This is a genomic window from Pseudoalteromonas luteoviolacea (genome assembly GCF_001750165.1).
Lineage (GTDB): Bacteria > Pseudomonadota > Gammaproteobacteria > Enterobacterales > Alteromonadaceae > Pseudoalteromonas > Pseudoalteromonas luteoviolacea_G.
In genome coordinates, this window is record NZ_CP015411.1 from 3,033,179 (window position 1) to 3,054,678 (window position 21,500).

The following is a 21,500-nucleotide window of genomic DNA, read 5'->3' on the forward strand; positions in this document are numbered from 1 at the left end:
ACAATCTTTTCTCTCAGAGACAATATCACCCATAATGTCTATAAATTGTCTCATGTAAATCTAGAGTACACGGTTAACGAAATAGGATTGAAGCTGTACAGCCTTTGTTAACATTATTCACCAAAGAAAACTGCCAGTGGTACTTTTTACAGATGTCATGAACAATTTTAAGCCCTACTCCAAACCCTTCGTTACTCCTAGGGTCTGCGCTTAACCCAACTCCATTATCTATCACTTTAATTTCTTTGTTTGAGACGAAAATATTGACAGTTCCACCGACAGTGCAATTTATTGCATTTTTTATTAAATTCCCAAGCGCGACTGTGAACAGTTGATGAGATGCAATGAGCTCAAATGGTGCCAATAGAGTTATATTAACTTCTACAGCATTGCTCTCTTTTAACGTATTTAGCTTATAAACCATGCCTTCCAATAATTTGATATCGACTAGAACGGTATCAGACTCAACTTGATCTCGTGCCAAAAATAGAAAAGTTTGCACTAGTGATTCCATGTCTTCCATCGACTCTCGCAGCAGACCGACCTGCTTCAATACTTTTTTATCTGTCGATTTGTTGAGTATGCTTGTACTGCCTTTAATCACCATCATTGGCGTACGTAGCTCATGGCTAGCATATCGGGTGAATGACTTTTCTCTGTCAAATGCCGCTGCAACTTTTGCCCGATATATATTCATAGCCTCTTCCATTTGTACCATTTCATCTGACAGGTTCCCCTCAACTTTAATGAACCCAAAATCTTCGTTATCCCTTAATTTTTCTGCCAGTTCTGAGATAGGTTTGCTGATCCGTCGAGCACTGTTAATGATATATGCAGACGCCAAAATAAGCAGTAACACCCCCCCACCAAAAACCGTCACCGTCAGAATCACAACTTCTTCCTCCTTTAACTCAATCGCATCAATGTTCTCTACTGCATACATCACACGTTTCCCTTTGTCGTTATTAACCTCCTTTGCCAACACATTAAACTCAACATCTAACTGTTCTAAATGAAAAGTCGCGCTGCCAACCCAATCTCTTGATATATGGTTTTGAAGTGGCTCAGGCAGCGCTGAATAGTCAGCGTAAATGTATAACAAAGGGTTTATTTTTATCGACTTCAGCTCAATGTCTTTATGCTTTTCAAGGTAGTAGTCACCAATGATCGCGAGCCGTTTAACACTGTTGTTATCTTCGGTTAAAGACGTGCCGAAATAAAAAATGACTGCATAAAAAATAACAATTAGCGTTGCCCCGAACAAATACGTTCGAATCAAAATACCTGAAGTAGAGTTATCGAGTTTCATTTATTCAGCTTGTAGCCTATTTTGGGAATGGTTTCTATCAGATCTGTGTCATACACACTGTCTATTTTTTTACGTAATTGATATATGTGCTTTCGTAGAATATCTTGCTCAGGTAAATCATCCCCCCAAAGCCGCCGCTCAATTTCTTCGCGGGTCACAACATCAGGGCTTCGCTCAGCTAATAGCACTAAAATTTTAAAACCTACTGGGGAGAGTTTTATTTCATCACTGTCGCGCCATACTTGATGAGTGGCAATATTTAGCTTAAGCGCGCCTTGAATGATCTCAGTTTTAAACCCAGTCCCAGAGTAACGCCTTGTAAGGCTACATATCCTCGCTTCCAATAACTCTATATTAAACGGTTTCACTAGGTAATCATCAGCACCGTGCTTAAAACCAAGCAGCATGTCCTTATCCGTATCTCTCGCCGTCAACATGATAATGGGAGTGTTAACACCTGCTTCTCTCAATGACCTGCATATATCCAGCCCATTTATCCCTGGAAGCATTAAATCTAATACAATACAGTCATAGTTATTGGACTTAGCCAAGGCCAAACCCAATATGCCTGTTGCGGCATGATCTAAAATTATCTCTGAACCTTCAAAGTAATCAAAAATAACTTCTGCGATATTTTTTGAGTCTTCAACTAAGAGTACTTGCACGAAAGGATCCTAATTACATTGATACAATGAGTTTTCGTCAACGACATTAATTACCTCACAATGACTTTTCATAGTATCACCCACATAACGCAATTGAGCGACATTCATGACTAGATAAAAAGTTACCCGTTCATCCAATAGTGATTTTAGTAATACTTTACTTTTGAGCAATTTAGCATCACCTTGTGAATAAAACTGTGCACTAAACGGGCGTTTATGCCAATAGTAAAGCTGTGTTTTTTTGGTATCTATTTTCTTAGTCTCTAACAGTGTTTGCGCTGTTGGCAAAGTGACTTTCCCTAATGTTAACAACCCAATTAATACGCTGAGTACACACAGCGTTAAAGTCCCAGCCAACACTAGTCGCTTAGATAATGAAAACGCAATGGCCACATATACAGCCATCGCCCCAAACCCTGGCATCACATAAATCGGTAAAATATTACCTGCAAAGGTAAACAGCACAAGGGGCGCAAACATCCATGCAAGTAGATAAGGTTGAATTTTTACGTCAGCTTTAGTGGTGGTATAAGGCTGTTTTAAATTACTAAAAAGTGCTTTTATGATAAAAAAAGACCAAGGGAATGCGCATACTATCCAATAGACCCAAATCATACCTCGAGCTCTATCATGTGCACTTCCGTACAAATCACCTTCCCATCCAGAGACCAAAAAACGTTGAATGTGTTCGCCAATGATAAAATACTCAAGAAACCCTGGGGTTCTCATTTCAGCCAATACGTACCAAGGTGCGGCCAACAGCCAAAAGAGGGGAAATCCTGATTTCCAAGGCAATGAAAATAAAGCTTTTACGAATTGTTTTTTCCACAGACTCCAAATAAATAGCGCAATCACCACCAGCACAACCGCAACAGGCCCCTTAACCAACATCCCTAATGCCAATGCGGCAAAAAAGTAATACCCGTACAATGATGATGTCTCATCATTGTAATTCAACCAAAAGCTCACCATCGCTAGCGTATATGCCAAAAGTAATGAACTATCTGTCATAACCATGCCTATCGCTAAGATAAAGCCTAGTGTGGATGCCAAGACAAATACTGAAACAATAGCTTGCCCAACTTCTGCCACTTTGGAGACAAAACGATAAATTACAAACGTGGTTAGCAGGCCTATTAATAAATGCGGTAGCCTAGCAAAAAACTCACTTACACCGAAAGTAGCGAAGCTTGCAGCACTTAGCCAAGTGTGAAATGGTGGCTTACCCCAAAATGGCACCCCATAGTCGAACTGCGGTGTCACCCAGTTTTGAGTTTCTAACATGAGCCGCGCAATTTCTCCGTATCTCGCTTCTGTGGTATCAAACAACGGATACATACCCAACGACACTAACCTCAATGAAAATAGAGATATGAGCACTAAGCATAAGACCTTTGTAACATCTGGCGTATAGTTGAAGTATTGCCTAAACAAGTTATGCATGTTTTTTCTGCTCCTTCACAATGCGCACTTTGTGCTCAATTTCCATAACTAAATAACACGGTCGACCTTTGACTTCGGTATAAATGCGCCCAATGTACTCACCACAAACACCAATCGCGATTAACTGCACGCCTCCTAATAACAATTGCACCAACATTAATGACGGGTAGCCCTGAACCACTTCACCTAGCAAAGCTGTTTTAATGAGCACCCAAAAAGCAAGAAGGAATGCAGCAAGCGAAATAATCACACCAGCCCAAACTGATAGCCTCAACGGCTTGACGCTAAATGCTGTGATACCAGACAATGCAAGCCCAACAAGCTGGGGAAAAGACCACTTGGTTTTTCCTGCTTCTCGAGCAGGCCTGTCGAACTCTATCGTTGTTTGTTTATAACCAGGCCATGACAAAATTCCCTTCATATACCTATTCTTTTCTGACAATTGTTTAATTTCGTCGATAACTCGGCGGCTTATTAGACGAAAATCCCCCACATTCTTTTGCACAGGAACATCTGCCAGATGATCCAGCAGCTTATAATAAATGCCCGCAGAGCACTTTTTAAACCAAGACTCTCCATGCCTAGCTGTGCGCTTCATGTTAACCACGTCAAACCCTTGTTGCCATGCAGCAAGCATGTCTGGGATCAATTCAGGAGGGTCTTGAAGATCGGCGTCAAGTAACATGACAGCTTGGCCCTTACAATGGTCAATTCCTGCTGTCATTGCAGCTTCTTTACCAAAATTTCGGCTCAAATTAATACACTCAAGAGCGGCACAGCACGATGAAAGCGATAACATCACCTCCCAACTATCATCGGAGCTGCCATCATTTACATAAATAACTTCAAGCCTTTCATTAGGTAAAGCACTTAATACTTGATCAAGGCGGTGATGAAAAATGGGTAAGACTTGCTCTTCGTTATAAACAGGTACTATTACACTCAATAAAATATCTTTCGGCTGGGACAATTTGTCTGAAACGAGCTGCATTTTTTAACCCTTCTGTAATCAGTTACAGTGAGGTTACACCTGCTAATGTCTATTAAATGTCCTCAATATTCAGAGCATATAACAAACACAAAGTGTGGCATTAATTATATACTTGGTTCATTAGTTGCTTCTAATTTAAAAACCAAACAGGCGATACATGTTGATCAAATAAACAACGTAATTAGGTGGCAAAAGGCTGCCGACCACGACAGAAAAGGAAGCTGTTATGAATGTAGATTCTGATACTAGAATAAATAATGTAAACAAAGCGCCATTGCATGCACACCAAACACCGAGATCTTCAACACAGCAACACGGCCCCACACCTGAAATCGATAACCGAGCGCACTACTTAAAATATATCCACGCCGCCAACGAGGAAAAACTCACAAGCTCGATTGATGCAATTAAGAGATATGGCCCTCCTGTAGCCATGTTTAGAATGAGTGATATTGAAAATGCCGCAAATCCGGATGAATTACATGGTCGTATTGGCAGAGCGATAGAACAATTTGAAGTAGAAGCGAAACACTATCACGAGCAGGCTCGGGACATTATTTACCAAGGTGAACTGGCAGGGGAGGCTTCTAAAGATATCTTATTGGACATTGTTCAACTGCGAGATAGTCAGTCAGAGCTATTCAAAATGGGCACTAATTGGGGCTGCAAAGGGTTTGCCCACCCTGACAATTATGAAAATTTAGTTGCAGCAACACCAAATTATATTAATTACTATGCGTAAAAAGCACGATGACGCCCAGGAAAATTTCGCATGTTTGAAAAAGGTTTTTAGTTCAAATATTGCTTCGTTCCAGTACTAGGCTAACACCACCGTATTGGATATTTGCTCAGCCATTCATAATACGCTACAACCAACCAGCACATATCAAGAGAGTTTCACCCACTTGTCGTAAAACACTATGCTACATCACCTAATGCACTTTTATATGCTTGAATAGCAATGTCAGTCAGATAAGCCTCCATTCTAGCAAACAAATTATATAACCCTTTTCCGTGCTCAAATTTGAATACCTCACTTGCGTATACAAGCTCCAGTTCATTTGCAACGGTGAGTTCACAAAACATCTTTGCTCTGTGTTTATGTAATGGAAAAAGCTGTCCGTTAAACCTGTCTTTGAACTGGATTACATCGTGATGACCGAATTGATGAAAAACGAAGCTTCTGTCGCACGAGCAATATAAATAAACTAGCGCTTCTTCCTCTTTTCCTATGGTTTTTGCTATAGAATCTCGCTGTTCAAGTGACACCATACTCATGTCAAATCCAGCAGTTCCGTAAGCTGCATGAAATAGACCTGCGGTTTGTAAAAGTTCAGAAGCCCCCCAACTTTTAAGTATTGAGGCGGTGCCTTTAAGATGGCTCTCTAAATCTCCATTTAAATGTTGAAAATCACTTGCATTAAGAGACGCTAAAGCTTTAAAGCGTTTGTCCACTTTAATTACAACCTTCTACAACTGAAAAGACGCCACATTCAGCGCCATATTAACTCAATTTTCCACGTTTTATCTTTGAACCAGGCTGAACCAATTGCCTGAATTGTCTACTGCCATAGCTTCAACACCATACAACTGTTCTGTTGGAGGCTGTATAAATTCTACGCCTTTAGCCAAAAGCTCATCGTAGGTTTTTTGACAGTTTTCAGTTTCAAAAACACCCGCACCAAAGGCCCCTTCTTGGATTAAATTTCGTATTTTTTCGGCTGAATCTTTGGTGAACATAGGACCTTCCTTTGGCTCAGCTAATACCAACTGAAGCTGAGGTTTAGATTTTGGATGAACCGTCAGCCAGCGAAAGTCACCCTCTACTTTCATATCATCACCAACCTCGAAGCCAAGTTTGTTCTTGTAAAAATCAAGCGCTTCGTCCTGATTCAATACATATATCGTTGTGTGCGCTATAGATGTGATCATTGATACATTTCCTGTTGTGAATTTATCCTTATTTTATACACAAAATAAAATAGATATTTCTCCGATATTGCTCACTTCCCATGTTTTTTTAAAAAGTGATAGGCATAGCATGCAGGAATCGCCTGCGATGGAAACCGATAAGCTTCCGAAGACAACGCCCACAGCTTACGGCGATATAAGGTAGGTGCCATACCAACCTGTTTAGTGAATAATGAAGAAAAACTGCCAAGACTTAAATAACCGACTTTCTCACACACTTCTGAAACACTAAGCTGCTCAGTAATAAGCATTTTTTTGCTTGTTCAAGTCTGTGTCGAATCAAAAGCTCATTGGGTGTTTCTCCATAAGCTTCTTTGAAAGCACGTAAAAAGTGATATGGAGACATGTAAGATTGCTTTGCAATGTCAGTTAAACACAAAGGAGAATGATAATTTTCAACAATAAATTCCCTGCTTATGTTTAAACGTCTAAATTTATAGTTTGCTGTCATAAAAACTCCTTTTTAATCCACTTACACTATAGTGTTGTCAGCGTTTCGAGTTATTTGCATTGACCTCTAAATGCAAAAAAGTGCCAACACGAAACAACAACCCTCACACTAATTACGTTTTATAGCGCTGTATTAGAAAGTCAAATACTCCTTTTGAATAGTACGTAAATCTAACACTACAACATCGTGCGGTTACAGTATGTAGCCTTGTCAAAGTCACTGATATTCATAGCTACATTAGGGACGTCAGGAAACATTTCTACCAATTTTGAAACTACAGCTTTCGATAACGCAGATTTTTGCTCTGTCGTCCGTCCTTGCATGATAGAGGCAAACACATGAATAAAACCCTCGCGTTTGTTACCTACCGAAAATTTTTTAAAGGGATTTAGTCTGACTTTAATATCATTATTATCAAACAATTGAGTGGCACTTGCTACCAAAAACACTTGCTCAATAATAAACTCTTCATCATGCACTTTTAAAATATCGTCTGAGCAATCCATCACAAAATGTGGCATATATTCTCCTTATTTTCATTGTCTTGCTACTATTCCATTCAATCTACTGTAAATAATTTAAAAAATCAGCAAACTGTTTATAACTTAACCTATTGAGTGTGTTCGCTTACTTTACCGACGAATCAACATAAATTTCCAATTGAACTTCCTCAAACCCTACATGAGCTGCAATTTCACAAGCGAAGGTCTCTTTATTGTCAGAGAAAGTAAATAAGGACACTGCAACAAATAAAGCTAAAAAAAGCATAACGCTCTGGATAAGAAAAAAGCCCCCTCCGAACCATTTTAACATAACTTAATTTTAATATTTTCCAAACCAAAACACTATAAAATACAAACAAAAAACCACCGAAGTTAACTTATAAATATCTACTTTATATTTTTAAAATGGCAAATGTATAATTTAATTAAAACAATATAAACTAGACCCCTTCTCCCCCTAACACCACATAAACAACCGAAGTCATACAAAACAACCTGCAAACCACTCAATTTAGCTACTCAGAAAGACTGCAAGCTCACCCCCGAGGTTTGAACTTATTTCACCAACCCATTAAAGAATATATCATTACAGGTCTTTATAAGAAGCGCACCAAAAACTCAAATTTAACTTAGATTTTTAAAATAAAATTACTATATTCTCTATTTAATTTTATTACTAAAATAATTAAAATATAGGTACATTGCCAGCCCATCACTTTTCAAGTGATTTCTATACAGCAGTCTAGTAATAAAATCTTTGGAGTACCCAGTTGACAAACAAGTCTATTTTCCCTGCAGCAGTAATGTTTTCTCTCTTTTTGTTTGGCTGCGGCGGTAGCAGTAAAAGTAATCACGATACTGAAACTTCTACTACCACACCCATCGAGGTTTTTGATTTAAGTACCAATATTAATGGCGCCGGCAGTGTTGTACCTGCAGAACAATCACTACTCAAAGGTGGTGCCACAAGATTAGCCCTAACCCCTGAGGTTAACCATTATATAGGCTCAGTCACTGGTTGTAGCGGCAGACTGCGTGATAATGAATATATCATTGAAAATATTCAGTCCGATTGTACCGTTGATATTCAATTTAAGCCTCGTATAAAACTTAGCGAACTAAATTTAGACCCTGTTTTGACACAGTGTTTAACTGTAAAAAAAGACTACCAATATGCTGATGAAGTAAAAGATTTGTACTGCGACGAGCCAATTGAGAACACTGAAGCCTTTAAGCACTTTACAAAGCTCGAACATTTAGTTCTGCATAATCAGAAGTTCGTAACCTTGGACACCTCAGAACTTCACGAAATAAAGTCATTGATGATCTCAAGTACTTTACTTGAAACACTTGACCTCTCGAAAAATACACAACTAGATACTTTATACGTAAGTGAAAGCCAGTTGCACGCTTTGGATGTCACCCACAACAAAACTTTAGGAAATTTAAGCATCGTCAGTGCACAGCTAAAAAACCTGGACCTCTCGCATAACAAGCAGCTCGATCACCTTTTTATACATGCAGATCATTTAGAGGCTTTAGAAGTATCCGAAAATACTACACTGACCTCACTGGTGTTCTTCGGCCAAGCACTATCAGCTCTTGACCTCAGTGCTAACTCAAGCCTTGAGTCTCTGAGTATTAACGGTGCAAAACTGACGAGCTTAGACATAACCCAAAATGCCATGCTTACTTATCTATCGCTGCGCCACACAGATTTAACACATTTGGAAATAGCACCCAACTCAGCGTTAGCCAATGTAAATATCTACGATACCCCACTAACGGGCCTGAGCTTAATTAATATGCCGCAATTAAGCCATTTAACACTTGATAACATCCCGCTTAACAGTTTAGATCTTTCTTATGTGCCACATTTGGTACATTTGTCATTGATAAATAGTCAACTATCAAAGGTTGACCTCAGCAAAAATAGTGCATTAGAACAAATAATACTGTCTACGAATGCGCTTACAAACATTGATTTGAAAAATAACTCGTTATTGAAATCCTTGGACCTGCGTGACAATGCCTTGACCTCTATCGACCTGTCCAATAATCCAGAGCTGGCCTATTTACAGCTTTCAGGCAATCAGCTCTCCACGCTAGACTTGTCTAGCTTACCCAATCTAACAGAGCTAGATGTAGAGGATAATCAACTAAATGTGTTGAATATCTTACATAACCCTTTACTTACAATACTTCATTTGTCGAATAACAAGCTGACTCAACTAGATTTTCCAGTGAATAATACACTGACTGAACTATCGTCATCTGATAATGATTTTACCGCGCTAGATTTATCAAACTTCAAAGCACTCACAAAGCTATCCTTATCGAACGAAGAGCTCAGTACTTTAAAGCTAGACCAAAATACTGACTTGAAAGTGCTAACAGTATACGCAGATAATTTGCAGCAACTGGATATATCACACAACAAATCACTTACTCACTTAACACTCAACAGTGACACCCTCGCTACACTGGATGTTAAAAATAATACCCTTCTTGAAGAGCTAGATGTTCATGCTAATAAACTGACTAAACTGGACTTGTCTACCACTACTAAAATTAAAGACCTTCGAGTAATAAGTAACTATCTCACCGAAATTGACCTAACTAAATTGTCAGAGATTGAGCACTTAGAATTGAGTACGAAGCTAATAAAAACGTTAGATCTGGCGGCTCATCCACAACTCAAAGGGCTATGGCTCTCTGGTTTACCACTAGACTCATTAAACCTATCAGAAGTACCTGAACTTGAAAATCTATCTGTATCAGGATCAAACATTGCTAGTTTTGACCTCTCAAAAAATACACAACTGCGCACGCTAGATGTAAGCAACAATGCTCTGAAAGCATTAGATATTTCCAACAACCATATGTTGAGACGCCTAGAGGCAAACAACAACGAGCTTATCAGTTTAGACTTGTCGAGCAATGTACTGTTGGAGGCTGTTTTATTAACTAGTAACCAACTCAAGGAACTTGACCTCACCAATAACCGCGCCTTAAACATTCTGAACGCTGGTGACAATCAGCTCACCAATATTGACCTATCTGAAAACTTGCATTTAGCGTACGTCTATTTGTTTTATAATCAACTCAAACAATTAGATGTTACCAACAACAACAATTTGAGCACGCTGAATATTCAATCAAACCTGCTAACTTCTATGCAAATTAACGACAAGCCTTTGCTAAAGGATATAAATTTAAGCTCAAACAATCTAAATTCTTTAGTTTTGACAAATACGCCTGCTTTGACCGAGCTAATTGCATTTGCAAACCAACTTACAGAACTTGAGCTAAACAACAATCCAGATCTGATTACGGTAAATGTAAGCTTCAATCAATTGTCATCTCTAGCTTTGAAGGACCTTACTGCACTTACTGATCTTCAAGCCGCACACAATCAGCTTACAGTACTCGACCTATCGTCTACACCATCTCTCATCAAACTGGAAGTATTTAAAAACCTTTTGACTCGCTTAGATCTTACCAAAAATTTAATGCTCGAATCGTTGGATGCTGAATACAATAGCCTAACAGAGCTTGACTTGGCAGCTAACTCTGCTTTAAAAAGTTTGACGATCAACAACAACCAATTAAATGTACTAGACTTATCAGGACAGCACGCACTAACCCATGTTTATGCGAGAAATAATAATATCACTCAACTAAATATCAACGAAAGTGCTGCCTTAGAGATTTTACAAGCTGAAGGTAACCAACTAACGACGCTCAACACCTCTGATAATAGTGCGCTTCAGGAACTAAACCTGACGAACAATCAGATTTACTCTCTCGATTTAACGAATAATAGTCAATTAAACATCATTACTTTGCACTATAATGCGTTATCACAAATCGATGTTAGTGCAATTGAAACGCTATATACTTTTACACTCGACAACAACGTATCTTGTATCGGCGAAGTATGCTCATCAGCTAGTTACTATTAACATACAAAAAAATTAATGGCACACGCTACGTGTGCCATTGACTCAGATTACACACTGTACAAGACCATACCCCAAGCAATAACATATACCTATTGAAAGTCCTCTAGCTCCCCCAGAGCAAGCTAAAATTAATCACATTAAATATGGGCATAAGAAAACGAGTAAATAAACCTTGTGTTGTTGCCAAGATCTCAACTACTAACAGGCACTCATTACAATCGTTTTTCTTCTGAGTAGATCCCAAGCTCATAGGCATGCTTTTAGACCATAAGCTAAAAACGAATTTAATATAAATGTATAATTTTCAAACGCGTACTTTTATAACTCCACTTAGCCAAACGATTTAATAAACTTATATCATGTCTAACTTAGCACATCCTACGATCATGAAATTTAGTAAACATTTCTCAAAAAATAAACTTCTTTTTATTGCTAGAGCCTACTTTACGTCGAAATTTGCAGTTTGCTTCTACCACAATGTAAAGCACCGACCACAATGAAACAGTGTTCACTCTCATATTGAAGTAGTTAAAAGCCTGATTGAAATAAAGGTGCGCTACACAGAATTAAAGTAGCCTATGCCTGCTGATAATTGAAAAGTATCATAGGCTGTATTAGACGATAGAGGCGTTTTTACGGGGGGGGGTAAATTATATACTTTCTAACAGTAGAATTTGGCAAAGTCTCACATATGGCTATGTGCAGTCAATAAAAGTATCAAAAGGAGTCGATTAAATAACCCCTCTCCTTTTGATACGTCAAACATGCGCTACTTTCTTGCTGGTTATATTTACCTAAGCGCCTATACCAGCGAGCAAAAGCTCAGTTCATAGATTTCTATAATTAAAGCTCTGTTTTAATTATCGTACCTAGAGATAGGGTTTTAACGTGATATTTACCTTCATAATCTTGAAGCTTGAATAAGCTATTACGAGCCATCAATACGCCCATACTCGGCTCTTGTTGCAAAAAGATAATATCACCAGCTTTAACTGATATGTTAGCTTCAGCCCAATTCTCAGCTTTTGATAAAATTTGATGTTCGCCAGGCTCTACATTGAAGTAAATGTACTGAGAAGCCCTTGTATAGCCCATTTCTGATTCAGTTTCTTTGTCATTAACAAATACATTAAATCGAATTAAACCACCTAACGAAGACGGCCTAACAACATAAACCATTGCCTTGCCTTCTTCAGGAAGCTGCGGCACAGTATAATTTTCGACTTCAGCTCGCATTTGCTCTGGTGGTGGCAAACTGGCACACCCAGTCATAACGACAGTTGCCAGAATGAAAGCTAGTTGACATAATTTTTTCATGTTATTTCCTAATTATTGTTTTTTGTTCCTATTTCCTATTTAAAACACGCAGGCTTCGGAACAGCATAAAAGCCTAACGCTTTAGTTAGAGACACAAAATCGTTAACAGCAAAGAATTTATTACCAGAAAACTGTTTTATATCTCAGCTCGCCAAGCGAACATAACTAATTTGTTTATTCTCCAGAGGAGTCCCTATCTCCAGAATAGTTACCGTTACCTTCATACGCACTGCAAGTATCTTTACTCTTTGAAGAGTGAAAAGCACTTAAAATTGAAACAATGCCGAGAACAATTAATGCCCAGCCTTTCAGCTTTTGTAGTTCTGAAGTAACATCTTCATAACCAAAATAAATCAATACCGCCCCTGCTAGTAGTGGCACTAATTTCATATAATTACTCTATTATTCTGTAAAAGCTATGTTGCAAAAGCAACTTATTGCGCATAGTTTACACCAAGTGATGTACCGATAACAGTATGAAAGCGTGATAACCTCCAGCCTTTAAATAGTATGTTTGATTAGTGAAAGTAAATACTTTGCTAAAAGCGAAGTATGAAACATGCCCAGGTAATTGTTGCATGTTCCTACACAACCAAAAAACTTTATCCTTAGTCTGCCAGCTGCTGTTGCAAGTTAAGCAATCTCAAACGCTATCTGTTACCCAAATATATACCTAGCTATTCAGACTAAACCCCTTCTAGTATCAAAACACGCTTTGAAGCCAAGCCAAACCAAACCATACACCGCACTAGACATGACGCTAAAGTAGGGTGACTTTTGATCCAGTAAGCAAGGTATTACCTGATTATGCCTACAAAATGTTATGAACTTTCCCACACAATCAATGTATCCGCAAAGTCACCATTGTTAAGTTGGTCCTCAAAACCAGCCAAACAAATACACAACGGGACAAAATACACAACGGGACAGACACAATTTAACAAAATACACAACGGGACAGACACAATTTAAAATTAAAAAGAAAATAAAGATAGGAAAGAGAATAAAATTAGGACAGTCACACTCTTGAAAATCATTTTAGTTACAGAAACTTAGTTAAACCCCCTTTTTTAAATACCCAAAAGTTAATAACGATTGAAATACCGCCCCTTTAATAAAGACAAAGTATTGAATAATCAAAAGCTTAAACTAATTACCCAACCCCCTTATACCAACTCACATCATTTTTAGCTGCATGTGCTCTCAAAACTGTTTTCGAACCTACAAAATGGCCATAGTGATTACTATAGTTTTTTATTACCTCCAGCCAAGTTGCGCCTCCAATTTTCAGTAATTTAAGAATATTAGGGGTACCTTTTAGTATATGCCTGTTCTTTTCGGTGTGAATATGGTGCCCTGTCCATTCAACTAGCTTCAGATAGTCCAATAACGAGAAAGGTAATGTGCGTGCATGGTCTCTTATGCCAAATGGTTTAAGTGATTTGGGTTGCTTGACTTGATGTGTTATCTCGCTTTTTACATACACATTATTGCTTTGAAGTTGTTTTATGCGCTCTTGAATCGATGTGAAGTCACTGTCCTCTAGCTTATTTGCCATGTTTGCTCGAATTGGGTTTAAGTCTACATAAGCCATGCAGCTCAGCAACGCTGCGTCATCCAATAAGGCCTGTGATTTGTATCGACCCTCCCAGTATTTACCCGTGCAACCATCTTCTTTATTTGCCCTTTTAGCGATGAATTCGTTGAGGTTTTTCATGTACCAGCTAATATCGAACAGCCTAGCCCGCCACTTTTCGATTAACTCAGTTACAAGCAACTGTTCCTCTTCAATCAGCTCTTCTCCACGTAAGTACCTATCAATAATTGGAGTGCCTCTATATAATTTATACCATCTACATATTACCTCATTATTTGACCACTTGAGGGCTTGCTGCCTGTTTACTTTTACAACCAAATGATAGTGATTACTCATAATGGCGTATGCGGCTATTTCAATAGCAAATACACTGCTTAACAGCTTTATTCGCTCGACTAACCATCTTCGCCTATGGTCGAAGTTTTTACCCGTGTACTTATCATCTCCACACAAAAAAGCGCGTCGTACGCACCGTGCAATTAAGTGATAATAAGATGTCGACGACAAATCAATCAACGCTCTCCTTGCTCTTGTCATTCCTAATTCAACTCAACTTAAACTGGATATTTAAACAGTAGTAAAGAATGGTTATTTAAGCAAAAAATCTGTGCCTGTCTAATTTTGGGATATGGGGGGAGTGATGGCTCGTATAATGAATCCTTACCTCATAGCAAGCTCTTTACATTATTTATTGCCGATATTCACCTTCTTTTTAAACCAAAAATGTAAGCAAGCCGTATAACACCTACGTTTTGTTCAAAGCCTCAAGTCAACATACATGATTAATAGTAAATGTAACTTTATGAGGCTTACACAAAATACATAGATTTAGATGAGTCAACCGTAGAAAGCTAGTTATTTTAAAGCTACACTAGCGCGGGTTAAAATTAGGGCAAACATTAGGAATTTAAATTGAAATTCATTAACAAAGACGTATTGCTATTTGATTTGGATGGAACATTAATCGATAGTGTGCCAGATTTAGCACTCAGTCTTAACCAAATGCTAAATGCATTAGACATGAAGCCATTCCCCACAGACACTATTCGCAGCTGGGTAGGTAACGGCGCGGCAGTGTTAACCAAGAGAGCATTATCGGGTAGTATTGACATCAACCCTGATTTGGATGAAACATACGTCGAAAAAGCACTTTCAATATTTCTATCATATTATGAGCAGAACGTATGCGTTGAGACGACGCTTTATCCTAATGTGAAAAACACATTGGCAAGTTTACACAGCGGCGGTTACCGTTTAGTGATTGTAACAAACAAACCAGAGCAGTTTGTTCGCCCTATCTTAAAACATTTAGGCTTGAATGATTTCTTCGAAATGGTTGTTGGAGGCGACAGCCTACCAAAGCGCAAACCAGACCCAATGCAACTAACTTATGTTTGCGAAACACTTGGTGTTACGCCATCTTCATGTTTAATGGTAGGTGACTCAAAAAATGATATTTTTGCAGCGACAGCCGCTGATATGCAAAGTATAGGCTTAACATATGGGTACAATCACGGTGAAGACATTAACAGTCATGGGGCTTCACTGGTATTAGATGATTTTGCAGATATCATAAAAACCTTAGACACCATAATGGAATCAGCCCATTAAGAATCTCAACCTTCTAAAGGTTTACGTTTTAACATTTCAATTATTGTCTAGAACATGCTAAATAAACAATCTGAGCTAACCAATACCCGCGTAGGAATTATAGGCGGTGGTATTGGCGGCGCAACTATCGCACTTCAACTCAGCCAAAAAGGCGCTGATGTACTACTGTTCGAAAAAGAAAGTAGCTTAGTCAACGGCCCTCCAATGTGTCACCTACACGCAGGTGGCAATTTATATAGAGAAATATCAGACCAACAATGTATCGATTTATTAAAACAATCGATCAACACTGCTAGGCTATATCAAGACGCCATTGATTACAGACCAACAGTTGTAGCAGTACCAGTACACGATGATGGAGAGCCAAATGACGTCGTTTCTAGGCTTTCAGTACTTCAAAAAGAGTATCAGCGACTTATCGAGTCGGATCCAAAAAATGAAATATTAGGACCAGCATCCGAGTATTTTCGGTTATACCAACGCTCAGACATTGAAAGACTGTCACAACTGCCTGTACCAAACCATCCACAAACACCTGACGAATGGATGATCGGATTTGCTAAAAAAACTGATTTAACCTTACTTAAGTTTCCCGTTTTCCTAGTACAAGAATATGGCATTAGTGTGTTCAGGCTAGCAGCATTGACCAGCTTGGCCTTAGAAAACAGTCAGCATTGTGAGTTATTAACAAGCACTCAAGTTACTTCTGTAACTCAAAACAGTGACGAAAAATGGACGGTAAAGACAAATCGTTCAGGCGTTGATGAAGCATTTGAAGTTGATTACTTAATCAATGCGTGCGGGTTTAGGACAGGTACTATCGACGACATGGTAGGGCTTAAACCAAAACGTATGGTTGAATTTAAAGCCGCTTATATTAGCCGCTGGAGTGATGACCAGACAAATTGGCCAGAAGTTATTTTTCATGGTACTCGAGGGACTAAAAATGGCATGACCCAATTAACCCCCTATCCTAACGGTTACTTTCAAATACACGCAATGACACCAGATATCACGCTTTTTAAGGATGGATTGGTCTCATCGAAACAAGAAAGTGCACAACCTGAGCTGCCAAACAAATACATTAACAAAGTAAATCATCAGTGGGACGAGCAAGTTATTAACGAAAGAACGACCAAGGCCATTGAAAAAGTAGCTGGATTTATTCCAGCCTTTAATAGCGCCGATGTCGGCGGGCGACCAATGTATGGCGCGCAACAGATACCAGGCGCAGATGCGACATTAAGAGTCGCCGATGTTGCTTTTCAATCAAACAGCTATGCTCGTTGTGAAATAGTCAAGGCATCATCAGCCCTACCTGCTGCAAATACCATCATTGACAAGCTAGTTGAACTTGGATTGTTAAATGACAAAAACGCAGTGCATTGTCAAAAGGCTTTTGTTGATAATTCTATGTCTAGTGAGATCACTGAACAACAAATTTCTCAACGGGCAGAACATCTTGCACTAGAGCGAGGTTTTCCAGTAGACCTAGCCAGACGAACAAGGCCTAGCATCAAGTAAAGAATTGCAACGGCTCTTGGTAGTCCAAAACCTTGAGCCGTTCACCCCTATTAGCTTAAAACTAGATGTTGTGACAATTTATAGAACGGGTCAAAGCCATTGAACCACTCTAAAACTGGACGTCGATAAGTGTAGTTAAACGACCATTTCGAGTGATAATTTGCGATTGTAGAGTGCCGACAAGTTTTCCGTTCCTCTAACCTCAGACAATCGATGTATTAATGCCTGTCCTCTCTCTAAGCTACTCTTAATAAAATATACCAAACTAAACCATTCTATACTTATTATTACATCTACGTTTATATATCCCTATCACCACAGTAAAGGCATGATGCCGACACAATAAATCTGGCCTTATCGTTGTCTGTCCATAGAAAGCGAATAACTACGATCCTCATACACTGTATTCGATAAAAACAAACTATTCTGGCATCATTAAAATTACTAGAGAACATATAGTGCCGTTAAAAGAAATAACAAAACCATATGTCCCTTAATAGATTTGAGTCATTCGGAGGAAAATGTGCAGATTAACCTGCTAGTTTTCCTATTTATTACACTTAGTATATTGAGTCGCTGTTTAGATATTGTTGCGAAAATAGCTATTTAGCTCGGTTATATCAACACTATAAATATTCATCAAACCATTATGAATACTTTCCTGTCGCTGCAGTAATTCACTATAGTTCTTTACAGCCTTGACTTCTGGGTTCTTATCACTTGAGAAAAACAAGGTATTACCGTCAGCGGATAAAATAGGATCAGAGTCCATACTGCTTGAATTAATTTTATCACCCAGATTTATAGGCTTTCCCCACTTACCATCTTTTTGTCTCACGGATACATGTAAATCATAATGCCCTAAACCACCCGGTCTCATTGAAGTATAAAACAGCAGTTTACCGTCCGTTGAGAGTTCAGGGTCTGCATCACTAGCCGTGGAGTTAAGCTCTGAAATCTCAGTTGGCGCTTGATATCCATCAGGGTGGTACTTAGACATAAAAAGATCCATACCACCTTTGGCTCCTTTTATCACAGATGAAAAGTAAATATCTTTGTTGGTGTGAACAGTCGGATAGATCACATTATGATCACCGTTAATTTTGCCAGGTACCAATTTTGGTTGATCATATTTATCACCATCATAGCTTACTTGCCACATTTTAAAAATCCCTTTATCCATACCTGCTACAGGCCTTCTTGAGGTAAAGTAAAATGTGTTACTATCTTTGGCAAAGTACGGATTAGTATCATGAAACTCGCCACTAAACGGCAGTAATATAGGAGTTTGCCAGGAACCTCCTTGTTTGTGAGTAATGACTAGAGCACTATGTGAAAATCGAGCTAGAGCTCTAACAAACGCGAACTTATTGCCATCAGGAGATAAGCTAGAGCCATACTCAAATTGATTGGTAGATACTGTATTTGGTGCAAACAAACTCGGTTCTAAGTTGTTTAAAATGGTTGCCAACTTTTCATCAGCTTGTACAGACCATTGAGCAGAGATTGCTGAAATCAACAATGCTATTTTAGTGACTGTTTCATGCTTTATCATATAAATATCCTTTCTTGCATTAGCACATTCTATTTTTCTTTAATCATTATATATGTGTTAAGTCCTGCTGGTTGAAAAACAACTCAGCCTTTTTAAAACATTAACAAAACAATGAGGCCACGGGGCTCAAAGATGTAAAATAACGATTTTAAAACCGCCTTGTTAACTTTAAACATACCTTTATGTTTCTATAAGCTTGACTGAAGCCCCGCGCAGTTGCAATCAACACGCGACCGACCTCGGCTTGCACACGAATGAATCTTTCGATAAATTAACTTGAATCTTCCTTAGATGACTGTGTTTCTTTTTTGATAATTACATCTAGCTTATGCTCATATTGTTTTAGGCTAAAGTCATACGAACCATTTTTTGTGCAATGACAGCGACTTGGTTGTATGTGGTTTCACATGTTTCCGTAACGCTAAAGCCATACTGTTGATATAAGTGTTTGGCAGGATGATTTGTGCTTGCTACCCATAGACAGGGCTGACCTTGGATATTTGACAATAAGAATTCAAATAATTGTTTTCCTACCCCTTTCCCTCGGTGATCGGGAGATACAAATAACGCTCGAATTTCATGCGCATATATGGCTCCAAAGCCTAAAATTTGACCTTGTTCTTGATACACATATATTTGTGACTCCATTAATCTACTTAACCTCACCTCATCCTCCTCTAGAGGTAGAAATATAAACATTTCGTCTTCAAATTTAAGTTCATCAAGTTTTGAGCAACGATATATATCAAAAATATCTGCGAGATCGTTTTGTTTATATGCTCGGATATTCATTTTATGTCTAATACCTCTCCTAATCGGCACAATTTCAATATGAAAAATTGACGCAGTAGAAGAAGCTTTACTCCGATGTTTTACATGCTTGGATTATGATCACCCTTGCATCACATTGTAAAACCTCCCCCCTCGGGTAACGTGAAACTTATTGATGATCCACAATGTAGAGTACGTTCACCAACCTCTTCTTCTGTGATTAAATCAGCTAGTAGACCCTCTAGATTTGCATCTACGCACCAAAGACCACATTCCCACCATTATCATCAATGACACCATAATATGTTTTACCTTCCTACGAAAGTATTACCTAGCCGCTCAAATGCCTATCTCCATCGTAAGTAACAAGCGTTATTGTCATTTACGGCTGAAGAAGTTGCCTACTCCAATAATCATCAGTGCGCTCAAATAACTCCCGTAAATGCAGCCTGCTCTCTCGAAACGTTAGAAACTCAATCGAGACCGGCTTAATGATAAAGCCTCCCCAATTATCGGGTTTAGGGACTGATTGACCTTCAAATTTTAAAGACGCTTTCTGCAAACGCGTAGCTAAAAGGCTTTCTGATCTTAACGGTGCGCTTTGCTCAAAAGCTGTCGTTGTTAACTGAGCACTTCTTGTTCTGGATTTCCAAAAACTATCTGCTTCAATTTTTGAAATCTCTTGCGCATGGCCGATGACACGAACTTGGTAGCCGACATGATCCCACCATACAGTCATCGAAGATTTTGAACTATGTAAAATCTGTTTGCCTTTAGCTGAGTTCAAATGAGAACAAAAAACGAAGCCTGTATCGCTCACAGCTTTTAAATCAACAAATCTTCCAGAGGGAAAACCGCTTTCGTCGAGCGTTGATACACACACTGCACTTTTTTGATTCAGCGGGCTATTTACCTGTGACTCTTGCCACCAAACTTTAAATTTATTTATCGGGTTATCCATGAACCTTGTTCCTATTTAGTTTTGATTCGCCAACAGGGAACACTGAACAAAGTGCCTGTTTTTGTTCCCTGCTGATAACACTGTAACCCATTAGATAGATGAAAGTTTTCTTAACATAGATTAATTTACCCCTTCCGCCGGTTTATCTTTTGCCCCCATGATCAAAAGCCACAAACAAATTCCAATTTCCCCCAAAGAAGCAGGCAATTCAACAAACAGTGGAATAGCGAAATTTGGAAAAAGAAGGTAACCAAAGAATATTATCAAATACCCAAAACAGCCTATCATCAATAAAATTCCAAATATTTTGGGAATAAAGCCTGACTTATAAACGAGGTAACCGAAAGGAAATAACCAAAGACCCCAAAATATCTGAACTACTGAAATACCATTGTTGTATGACCTAAGCAATGACATTACTTGCGTATGTATTTGCTCAGCATCGAATGCTTTTAAATATTCAGCTCCACTAAGGAGTGTAAGCACGTCAACTTTATTGATCATATTGAAAAGAGAAATAGGAACGCTGACAACAGCGAGCGCTACCATAAAAAAAGCATAATTTTTGTCAACTGACTCGAATAATTTGTACAAAATAAACGGCAACACAAAAAAACTGATATAGCAGAGTACCCCACTCACAATCCCAAATCTGAATAATAGTTCAGAATTCATAATGTTATTAGCCGTTACTGCCGCATCTCCCCATACAATAAGTTGAGTTGGTACATAAACAAGGTTAAATATTCCTGTCAGAACGACGGCCAAATAAAACAATCCAGCTAGTCTAGCAATACTATTTTTAGACATGGTTTTTCCTTAACTTGTTGAACTTAAGCACCCAGAACATTGAGCTTATAATGGCT

At 38.6% G+C, this 21,500-nt stretch carries 20 protein-coding genes; 4 read left to right on the forward strand and 16 right to left on the reverse strand.

The features are described 5' to 3' along the window. Positions 1–73: 73 nt before the first annotated feature. From S4054249_RS12840 to S4054249_RS12855, 4 genes are read right to left on the reverse strand one after another with little or no spacing between them, the layout of a single operon-like run. Positions 74–1,309: a sensor histidine kinase gene (locus S4054249_RS12840; protein WP_046357062.1), complete on the reverse strand. Its 1,236-nt coding sequence runs from the start codon at positions 1,307–1,309 to the stop codon at positions 74–76. Continuing rightward, entirely contained in the window at positions 1,306–1,974 is a 669-nt protein-coding gene (locus tag S4054249_RS12845; protein WP_046357061.1) for a response regulator transcription factor, read from the reverse strand. The genes S4054249_RS12840 and S4054249_RS12845 overlap by 4 nt, the downstream gene beginning before the upstream one ends. Before the next feature lie 9 nt (positions 1,975–1,983). Beyond that, positions 1,984–3,417: an ArnT family glycosyltransferase gene (locus tag S4054249_RS12850; protein ID WP_046357060.1), complete on the reverse strand. Its 1,434-nt coding sequence runs from the start codon at positions 3,415–3,417 to the stop codon at positions 1,984–1,986. Beyond that, positions 3,410–4,408 carry a glycosyltransferase family 2 protein gene (locus tag S4054249_RS12855; RefSeq protein ID WP_046357059.1) on the reverse strand — a complete coding sequence of 333 codons (999 nt, stop codon included), beginning with the start codon at positions 4,406–4,408 and terminating at the stop codon, positions 3,410–3,412. The genes S4054249_RS12850 and S4054249_RS12855 overlap by 8 nt, the downstream gene beginning before the upstream one ends. Positions 4,409–4,634: 226 nt before the next feature. On the opposite strand from S4054249_RS12855, the gene S4054249_RS12860 reads away from it, so the two are divergent. Next, entirely contained in the window at positions 4,635–5,150 is a 516-nt protein-coding gene (locus S4054249_RS12860) for a hypothetical protein (protein WP_046357058.1), read from the forward strand. Positions 5,151–5,326: 176 nt separating this feature from the next. Here S4054249_RS12860 and S4054249_RS12865 read toward each other — a convergent pair whose 3' ends face one another. The 5 genes from S4054249_RS12865 to S4054249_RS12880 form a co-directional block, all read right to left on the reverse strand. Next, complete coding sequence (locus S4054249_RS12865; protein WP_046357057.1) at positions 5,327–5,863, reverse strand: DUF6817 domain-containing protein; 537 nt, start codon at positions 5,861–5,863, stop codon at positions 5,327–5,329. 69 nt (positions 5,864–5,932) lie between these two features. Continuing rightward, positions 5,933–6,340: a VOC family protein gene (locus S4054249_RS12870; protein ID WP_046357056.1), complete on the reverse strand. Its 408-nt coding sequence runs from the start codon at positions 6,338–6,340 to the stop codon at positions 5,933–5,935. Between the two features lie 71 nt (positions 6,341–6,411). Further along, on the reverse strand, positions 6,412–6,630 hold the full coding sequence (locus S4054249_RS27310; protein WP_230851853.1) for an AraC family transcriptional regulator: 219 nt from the start codon (positions 6,628–6,630) through the stop codon (positions 6,412–6,414). Continuing rightward, positions 6,573–6,830, reverse strand: coding sequence for an AraC family transcriptional regulator (locus S4054249_RS26935; protein WP_235611251.1), 258 nt, complete (start codon positions 6,828–6,830; stop codon positions 6,573–6,575). Before S4054249_RS26935 ends, S4054249_RS27310 begins: the two co-directional genes overlap by 58 nt. Before the next feature lie 176 nt (positions 6,831–7,006). Beyond that, complete coding sequence (locus S4054249_RS12880) at positions 7,007–7,351, reverse strand: 5-carboxymethyl-2-hydroxymuconate Delta-isomerase (RefSeq protein WP_046357055.1); 345 nt, start codon at positions 7,349–7,351, stop codon at positions 7,007–7,009. Positions 7,352–8,103: 752 nt separating this feature from the next. On the opposite strand from S4054249_RS12880, the gene S4054249_RS12890 reads away from it, so the two are divergent. After that, positions 8,104–11,298 carry a hypothetical protein gene (locus S4054249_RS12890; RefSeq protein ID WP_063881451.1) on the forward strand — a complete coding sequence of 1,065 codons (3,195 nt, stop codon included), beginning with the start codon at positions 8,104–8,106 and terminating at the stop codon, positions 11,296–11,298. An 843-nt stretch (positions 11,299–12,141) separates the two neighbouring features. Here S4054249_RS12890 and S4054249_RS12895 read toward each other — a convergent pair. The 3 genes from S4054249_RS12895 to S4054249_RS12905 all read right to left on the reverse strand — a co-directional run bounded on the left by S4054249_RS12895 (position 12,142) and on the right by S4054249_RS12905 (position 14,749). Then, a complete protein-coding gene (locus S4054249_RS12895) occupies positions 12,142–12,615 on the reverse strand; it encodes a DUF2846 domain-containing protein (RefSeq protein WP_080928261.1) in 474 nt (157 codons plus the stop codon). Positions 12,616–12,789: 174 nt separating this feature from the next. Then, entirely contained in the window at positions 12,790–13,005 is a 216-nt protein-coding gene (locus S4054249_RS12900) for a hypothetical protein (RefSeq protein ID WP_046354221.1), read from the reverse strand. A gap of 763 nt (positions 13,006–13,768) precedes the next feature. Next, a complete protein-coding gene (locus S4054249_RS12905) occupies positions 13,769–14,749 on the reverse strand; it encodes a transposase (protein WP_187301388.1) in 981 nt (326 codons plus the stop codon). Positions 14,750–15,124: 375 nt separating this feature from the next. On the opposite strand from S4054249_RS12905, the gene S4054249_RS12910 reads away from it, so the two are divergent. Continuing rightward, positions 15,125–15,823, forward strand: a complete 699-nt coding sequence (locus S4054249_RS12910) for a phosphoglycolate phosphatase (protein ID WP_046354222.1) — start codon at positions 15,125–15,127, stop codon at positions 15,821–15,823. A 54-nt stretch (positions 15,824–15,877) separates the two neighbouring features. Continuing rightward, positions 15,878–17,347, forward strand: coding sequence for an FAD-dependent oxidoreductase (locus S4054249_RS12915; protein WP_046354223.1), 1,470 nt, complete (start codon positions 15,878–15,880; stop codon positions 17,345–17,347). A 580-nt stretch (positions 17,348–17,927) separates the two neighbouring features. On the opposite strand, the gene S4054249_RS12920 is transcribed toward S4054249_RS12915, so the two are convergent. From S4054249_RS12920 to S4054249_RS12935, 4 genes are all read right to left on the reverse strand, one after another. Beyond that, positions 17,928–18,902, reverse strand: coding sequence for a PD40 domain-containing protein (locus tag S4054249_RS12920; RefSeq protein ID WP_046354224.1), 975 nt, complete (start codon positions 18,900–18,902; stop codon positions 17,928–17,930). Between the two features lie 342 nt (positions 18,903–19,244). Beyond that, on the reverse strand, positions 19,245–19,694 hold the full coding sequence (locus S4054249_RS12925) for a GNAT family N-acetyltransferase (RefSeq protein ID WP_046354225.1): 450 nt from the start codon (positions 19,692–19,694) through the stop codon (positions 19,245–19,247). 361 nt (positions 19,695–20,055) lie between these two features. Next, positions 20,056–20,634 carry a pyridoxine/pyridoxamine 5'-phosphate oxidase gene (locus S4054249_RS12930; protein WP_046354226.1) on the reverse strand — a complete coding sequence of 193 codons (579 nt, stop codon included), beginning with the start codon at positions 20,632–20,634 and terminating at the stop codon, positions 20,056–20,058. Positions 20,635–20,754: 120 nt separating this feature from the next. Next, on the reverse strand, positions 20,755–21,444 hold the full coding sequence (locus S4054249_RS12935) for a DUF4386 domain-containing protein (protein ID WP_046354227.1): 690 nt from the start codon (positions 21,442–21,444) through the stop codon (positions 20,755–20,757). Between the last annotated feature and the right edge of the window lie 56 nt (positions 21,445–21,500).

Excerpts from the sequence above, each read along its gene's own strand:
- S4054249_RS12905 (WP_187301388.1), bottom strand. The coding sequence starts at position 14,749 with ATGACAAGAGCAAGGAGAGCGTTGATTGATTTGTCGTCGACATCTTAT.
- S4054249_RS12860 (WP_046357058.1), top strand. The coding sequence starts at position 4,635 with ATGAATGTAGATTCTGATACTAGAATAAATAATGTAAACAAAGCGCCA.
- S4054249_RS12925 (WP_046354225.1), bottom strand. The coding sequence starts at position 19,694 with ATGAATATCCGAGCATATAAACAAAACGATCTCGCAGATATTTTTGAT.
- S4054249_RS12900 (WP_046354221.1), bottom strand. The coding sequence starts at position 13,005 with ATGAAATTAGTGCCACTACTAGCAGGGGCGGTATTGATTTATTTTGGT.
- S4054249_RS27310 (WP_230851853.1), bottom strand. The coding sequence starts at position 6,630 with ATGCTTATTACTGAGCAGCTTAGTGTTTCAGAAGTGTGTGAGAAAGTC.
- S4054249_RS12840 (WP_046357062.1), bottom strand. The coding sequence starts at position 1,309 with ATGAAACTCGATAACTCTACTTCAGGTATTTTGATTCGAACGTATTTG.
- S4054249_RS12935 (WP_046354227.1), bottom strand. The coding sequence starts at position 21,444 with ATGTCTAAAAATAGTATTGCTAGACTAGCTGGATTGTTTTATTTGGCC.
- S4054249_RS12930 (WP_046354226.1), bottom strand. The coding sequence starts at position 20,634 with ATGGATAACCCGATAAATAAATTTAAAGTTTGGTGGCAAGAGTCACAG.
- S4054249_RS12880 (WP_046357055.1), bottom strand. The coding sequence starts at position 7,351 with ATGCCACATTTTGTGATGGATTGCTCAGACGATATTTTAAAAGTGCAT.
- S4054249_RS12855 (WP_046357059.1), bottom strand. The coding sequence starts at position 4,408 with ATGCAGCTCGTTTCAGACAAATTGTCCCAGCCGAAAGATATTTTATTG.
- S4054249_RS12915 (WP_046354223.1), top strand. The coding sequence starts at position 15,878 with ATGCTAAATAAACAATCTGAGCTAACCAATACCCGCGTAGGAATTATA.
- S4054249_RS12850 (WP_046357060.1), bottom strand. The coding sequence starts at position 3,417 with ATGCATAACTTGTTTAGGCAATACTTCAACTATACGCCAGATGTTACA.
- S4054249_RS12895 (WP_080928261.1), bottom strand. The coding sequence starts at position 12,615 with ATGAAAAAATTATGTCAACTAGCTTTCATTCTGGCAACTGTCGTTATG.
- S4054249_RS26935 (WP_235611251.1), bottom strand. The coding sequence starts at position 6,830 with ATGACAGCAAACTATAAATTTAGACGTTTAAACATAAGCAGGGAATTT.
- S4054249_RS12920 (WP_046354224.1), bottom strand. The coding sequence starts at position 18,902 with ATGATAAAGCATGAAACAGTCACTAAAATAGCATTGTTGATTTCAGCA.
- S4054249_RS12870 (WP_046357056.1), bottom strand. The coding sequence starts at position 6,340 with ATGATCACATCTATAGCGCACACAACGATATATGTATTGAATCAGGAC.